This is a genomic window from Muriicola sp. (assembly GCF_041567615.1).
Taxonomy (GTDB): Bacteria; Bacteroidota; Bacteroidia; order Flavobacteriales; family Flavobacteriaceae; genus Muriicola.
Map to the genome: position 1 here is coordinate 1 of NZ_JBFGBM010000186.1, position 4992 is coordinate 4992.

Annotated in this window: 7 protein-coding genes; 4 read left to right on the plus strand and 3 right to left on the minus strand. The window is 47.4% G+C overall.

What is annotated here, in order from left to right; genetic code table 11:
* Window positions 1–91 precede the first annotated feature (91 nt).
* On the plus strand, window positions 92–664 hold the full coding sequence (locus ABYP73_RS11300; RefSeq protein WP_372974397.1) for a sugar O-acetyltransferase: 573 nt from the start codon (window positions 92–94) through the stop codon (window positions 662–664).
* Between the two features lie 52 nt (window positions 665–716).
* Here ABYP73_RS11300 and ABYP73_RS11305 read toward each other — a convergent pair whose 3' ends face one another.
* On the minus strand, window positions 717–1832 hold the full coding sequence (locus tag ABYP73_RS11305; RefSeq protein WP_372946145.1) for an ATP-binding protein: 1116 nt from the start codon (window positions 1830–1832) through the stop codon (window positions 717–719).
* A gap of 50 nt (window positions 1833–1882) precedes the next feature.
* On the minus strand, window positions 1883–2431 hold the full coding sequence (locus ABYP73_RS11310) for a heme NO-binding domain-containing protein (RefSeq protein WP_372974394.1): 549 nt from the start codon (window positions 2429–2431) through the stop codon (window positions 1883–1885).
* 231 nt (window positions 2432–2662) lie between these two features.
* Here ABYP73_RS11310 and ABYP73_RS11315 point away from each other — a divergent pair, with 231 nt between their 5' ends.
* The 3 genes from ABYP73_RS11315 to ABYP73_RS11325 all read left to right on the plus strand — a co-directional run bounded on the left by ABYP73_RS11315 (window position 2663) and on the right by ABYP73_RS11325 (window position 4830).
* Complete coding sequence (locus ABYP73_RS11315) at window positions 2663–3427, plus strand: DUF6090 family protein (RefSeq protein WP_372974395.1); 765 nt, start codon at window positions 2663–2665, stop codon at window positions 3425–3427.
* 124 nt (window positions 3428–3551) lie between these two features.
* On the plus strand, window positions 3552–3782 hold the full coding sequence (locus ABYP73_RS11320) for a hypothetical protein (protein ID WP_372974396.1): 231 nt from the start codon (window positions 3552–3554) through the stop codon (window positions 3780–3782).
* 61 nt (window positions 3783–3843) lie between these two features.
* Window positions 3844–4830, plus strand: a complete 987-nt coding sequence (locus ABYP73_RS11325; RefSeq protein WP_372946563.1) for an endonuclease/exonuclease/phosphatase family protein — start codon at window positions 3844–3846, stop codon at window positions 4828–4830.
* Here ABYP73_RS11325 and ABYP73_RS11330 read toward each other — a convergent pair.
* Window positions 4827–4982, minus strand: a complete 156-nt coding sequence (locus ABYP73_RS11330) for a hypothetical protein (RefSeq protein ID WP_372974398.1) — start codon at window positions 4980–4982, stop codon at window positions 4827–4829. The genes ABYP73_RS11325 and ABYP73_RS11330 overlap by 4 nt on opposite strands.
* Window positions 4983–4992 lie beyond the last annotated feature (10 nt).

Sequence of the window (4992 nt, forward strand, 5' to 3'; positions counted from 1 at the left end):
AGAATCGTTGAATTGATGTCGGAGATCGACACTGAAATTGAGCATCTGGAAAGCCAATGATCCGCTGCTTACGAAAGATCTGATAGAAGGTATGACCGAAAAACAAAAAATGCTGGCCGGGCAGGCCTATGATTCCCGGGACACCGAATTGCTCAAGGCCTACCACCGGGCGCGGAAGCTGTTGCAGCAGTACAACACCCTGGATTCCGAAAACCTGGAAGAGCGGGACCGTATCCTGGGCGAGCTATTTGCGCAGAAAGGTACCGGGGTCTGGATAGAAGCCCCCTTTTTCTGCGATTACGGGGAGCATATCTCCATCGGGGACAACACCTTTGTGAATACGAACTGCATTTTTCTGGACAATAACAAGATCAGCATCGGCAGGAATGGCCTTATCGCCCCCTATGTGCAGATCTACACGGCCACCCATCCCCTGAAAGCTTCGGAGCGTATCATAGGCAAGGGCAAGGATACCCGTTACCTCACGGCGTCCCAACCGGTGACCATAGGGGACAATGTCTGGATAGGTGGGAATACGGTCATCTTTCCAGGGGTCACGATAGGAGATAACGTGACCATAGGAGCCGGGAGCGTGGTGACCAAAGACATCCCGGCCAATGTCCTGGCCTACGGGAATCCGTGCAGGGTCATAAAAGAAATGTAAGGAAAGGCTTAATTCCTCCTTTCTCAATACACCTTCAACAACACATGCTACGCTAATTTTTAGGGATTCCTATGATAAAGGTGGTTCCTTTATTTATGGTGGATTCTATTCGTATGGAGCCGCCTAACAACGTGATTATTTTTTTCACAATGGAAAGCCCTACACCAGTATTCTCTAATTTGTAGTCCGAATCCAGGGTCTGGAACAACTTGAAGATCTTTTTGTGATATTTTTCGGAGATCCCGGGACCGTTATCTGATATGGAAAACTCATAGATTTCAGGCAGTTCGCGGTAGTCAATAGCGATCATGCCTTGTGGCTTGTCGTTGTGCTTCTCGGCATTGCTGATCAGGTTGGAAAAAAGCTGCACGAACAATACCCGCACATTGTGGATCGTGGGAAGTGTGGATTTGATCTCGTATTTAAATCCTTGACGAGATACCGAATCCGCAAATACCGTATGAACCAATTCATTGAGGTCGATCACTTCCTTTTTGGACTTTTCGATCCCGATTTTACTGAAGTTCAGAACACCATCGATCAATTTATTCATTCGGATGGTACGTTCCTTGATCGTGTTTACATAAAAAGGTAATTCGTCCAGGCGGTTTTGATCTATGTCTTCCTGCATAAATTCGGCAAGGCTCAGAATCCCTCTTATGGGAGATTTCAGGTCGTGCGACAGGATATACGCCATATCCTGCAACTCTTCATTTTTTTGTTTTAAGTTCTGATTCATCTCTTTTAACCTCAGCTCTATTTCTTTTGAGTCCTTCAAGGAGGAGAGCAGCATTTGATTTGTAAACAGGAACTGGTTAATGTTGTCGTGAAGCGCAAAATCGTTTAAGCTGAGGTCAATCCCCTGCAGGTCGTCAAAAGAATTGATCAGTGGGCTCCCGAGAAAGGCCACCTGGTCATTCGATTCATCGTAGTACATCTGACCGCGAAATTTTAGTGCAATTTCCTCCTTCATCTTCAGGATAAAGAGCGATCTGGTCTGCCTCTTAATTTCAGAGAAAGACCGGGTTTGAAGCGGCCTTTCTATGGTAAAGTGGTCAAAAAAATGGTCTCCTTCATTGATCAACCCCAATTTTGACATGGATCTTCCCATGGCAGACACAGACATTTCCCGGTCGATGATAATGAAGAACGGAAACAGATCATCCATGATGGAGGGATTACTAAAGAGGGATATTTTGTCGGCCGGATTCAACGGGGTCAGGAGTTATAGGTGACTCTGTATTCATGACTGTTCTCATTCCCGTCAATCGTTCCGATGTATTCCACACCTACAGTGATTTTAAATCTTTCTCCCAGGCCTAACAGCAGCCCTTTGACGAACCGAACCAGCCCTGGGCGCTCCGTGTGATATTCAAACTTGAATGTATGGGCATCGATGGTCTCACAAAAGAACGTGGGGGGTTTTAATTCCGTGAAGGATTGTGCGATATGGGCGTGCATATTGTTCAAATTATTGAGGAATTCCGGAAAAGTACGCCCAGCTAGATCCAGTACGTGAGAATACCCTTCCTCCATGGTGAATTTGATCCAGTATTGCCCAAAAGCTTCCAGGATATCATCGGGGTTTGCGCCCAGATGCTCGGAAGCGGCCCCTACGATATTGTAGGTGATCTCATCTGGATAGGGCTGCATACTCACAAAAGCCACCTCATCGACCCCCGCCTTCGTCTTAATGATCTGCCAAACCTCTTCGCCATGGCCCTCGATCACAAAATCCTGGGCCGCTTTGTTCACTAATCCGTACATAACGATTTTTAGTTTTGAAAAATTAAGAAATCAACCGGGCATACCCTGGATGCCTTCATGTTGAGCCCGGAAACATAGCACGGCCTGGCAAGAAATTCGGTAAAGGAAAGACCAATGGCAATCAGGTAGAGGTGAATGGACATTTTCGTTCGGCGAATGGTTTTAGGTGGAGCATAAAAAGAGAACCGGTCCTCTTCAAAATTTTGTACCTTTTTAGAACAATAACCAACCATGTTAATCTACTTTAAACGGATAAGAAAAAACCTGCTCGATTCCGGTAAGGTATCCCGTTACCTGGCTTATGCCGTGGGAGAGATTCTCCTGGTCGTGATCGGGATCCTGATCGCGCTCCAAGTCAATGACTGGAATGAAGCCGAGAAAAGGGAGAAGATGGAGATCGAATTCCTCAGGGGCCTGTTGGTGGACCTGAAACAGGACTCCCTGAACTTTTCTGTGAAGGTAAAACAATACGAGGTCCTGGTTGACAGGCACAGGTCTTACCTCATCAGGGCCTATGACACCCAAAGGTCCTATGAGGAATATCTGGAGGTAGTCGGACTGATCAGCTGGGATTCAGAAAACTTTATCGCCCAGAATGTGACCTACAGTGAGCTTCTCAATTCGGGAAATCTGAATATTTTTAAGAATAAGGATCTCAAGAACCAGATCATCTCCCATTACAGGGAATATGAAAAGGCTTCTAAACACATCACGGAATTCAATGAATTCAGCGCCAGCTTTCTGGCCAGGCTTCCCTTCGGCCACAGTACGTTCTATTCAGGGATCAAACCCCCCGAAGAGGTCTTGAGAGATCCTGGCCAATGGGGGTATATCAATGATCCCAAAACCCTGCGATTCCTTTTTAACATACAATCTGCTTCTTTGTACGGGGATAAGCATTCTGTGTTCAAGGACGTATATTACACGGACCTTCTTCAAAGAACATCGAGGTTGATCGAGGCTATTGAAAATGAACTGTCGATAAAAATGGATTAGACTTAAAAATCCAATGATCGTAAATCAAAATAAATTATTTCTGATTAAAATTGCTCATACCCTGATTTGGGCAATTTTTGTTGGGATTATCTTTTATATCCTGTACTGCGGGATCACAGGGCGAGTGACCATCTATACATGGATTGGGATCGGAATCATCGTCGGTGAGGGACTCGTCCTGTTGCTTTTTAAAATGTACTGTCCTCTTACCGTCCTGGCACGAAGATATTCGGATTCCGAAAGGCACAACTTCGATATTTTCCTCCCGGAATGGCTAGCCAGGTACAATAAAGTGATCTTCACGAGCCTTTTCCTCCTGGGCTTGGCCCTGGTACTTTACCAGCGTTTTGCATAAGGCAGTTGTCAGGGCTGATTACCAAAGTTGATTTCGTATTTTGGGTATCAAATGCTGAGATATGGCCTTTACCTTCTTTCCCGGGAAACGGCAGGAAGACGTTTGCACCATCGCCTTCTATAACCTGGAAAACCTCTTTGATACCCGGGATGACCCCCACAAGCTGGACGATGATTTTACGCCCAAAGGGTTTAAGAAATGGACGCCCAAACGCTACCGCAATAAGCTCAAGAAACTCTCCCGGACCATCTCCCGCCTTGGGGGAAAGACCAGTGCACATCCCCCTGTCCTGGTAGGCCTGGCCGAACTGGAGAACAAGAAGGTGATCCACGACCTCCTGGGCATGCAGGCCCTGAGAAAAAAGGGATATCGTTTTGTGCATTACGACTCCCCGGATGAAAGAGGCATAGATACTGCCCTCCTCTACCATCCGGCCCATTTCTCAGTTACCTCCTCCAAAAGGATCCCCCTCCATGTGAACAACACGGACGGAAAGCGGGATGCCACCCGCGACATCCTCTATGTAAAGGGGAAGCTGCACGGGGAAGAGATGCACGTCTTTGTGAACCACTGGCCTTCCCGACGGGACGGGGATACGGCTACGGCCTACAAGCGAATAAAGGCGGCCAACACCATCCTTGAGGGAATGCAAAGCATCGAAAATGATGCTACCTCTCCCAACTACATTATCATGGGGGATTTCAATGACGGACCTGCCGATGAGAGTATAAGGCGCCTGGTCGATCAGGCCGACCTGCACAACCCCATGGAAGTATTGCATACAGCCAACAGCGGGAGTGCCAATTACAAGAACCGCTGGTCCCTGTTCGACCAGATCCTGCTGTCAAAGACCTTTTTTGACCGTGCCGCGGGCCACCACAGCTTTGCCCATGCCCGCATCTTTGACGACCACCTCCTGAAAGAGTGGCACGGGCGTTACAAAGGCATCCCTTTCCGGACCTATGTAGGAAAAAAATACCTGGGCGGGCACAGCGACCATTTCCCGGTCTACGTCCAGTTGAGGTATAGGAAAAAAGGCAATGACTAAACTTTCAGGATCTCCTCTTCTTCCAGGAGAGGTTCGATCTTCAGCCTGAGGAGCACCTGTGCCACTGTGATCACGTCCCTCTCGCAGTACTCGATGATACGGTCCAGATCTTTCTCCTCGTAATATACCTGTCGTACCATGCTCCCATCAATATCTTCCTTG

What these genes read in the sequence shown, in the direction of transcription:
- ABYP73_RS11305 (WP_372946145.1), bottom strand. Translation starts at nt 1,832, where the DNA reads ATGGATGATCTGTTTCCGTTCTTCATTATCATCGACCGGGAAATGTCT.
- ABYP73_RS11310 (WP_372974394.1), bottom strand. Translation starts at nt 2,431, where the DNA reads ATGTACGGATTAGTGAACAAAGCGGCCCAGGATTTTGTGATCGAGGGC.
- ABYP73_RS11315 (WP_372974395.1), top strand. Translation starts at nt 2,663, where the DNA reads ATGTTAATCTACTTTAAACGGATAAGAAAAAACCTGCTCGATTCCGGT.
- ABYP73_RS11325 (WP_372946563.1), top strand. Translation starts at nt 3,844, where the DNA reads ATGGCCTTTACCTTCTTTCCCGGGAAACGGCAGGAAGACGTTTGCACC.
- ABYP73_RS11300 (WP_372974397.1), top strand. Translation starts at nt 92, where the DNA reads ATGACCGAAAAACAAAAAATGCTGGCCGGGCAGGCCTATGATTCCCGG.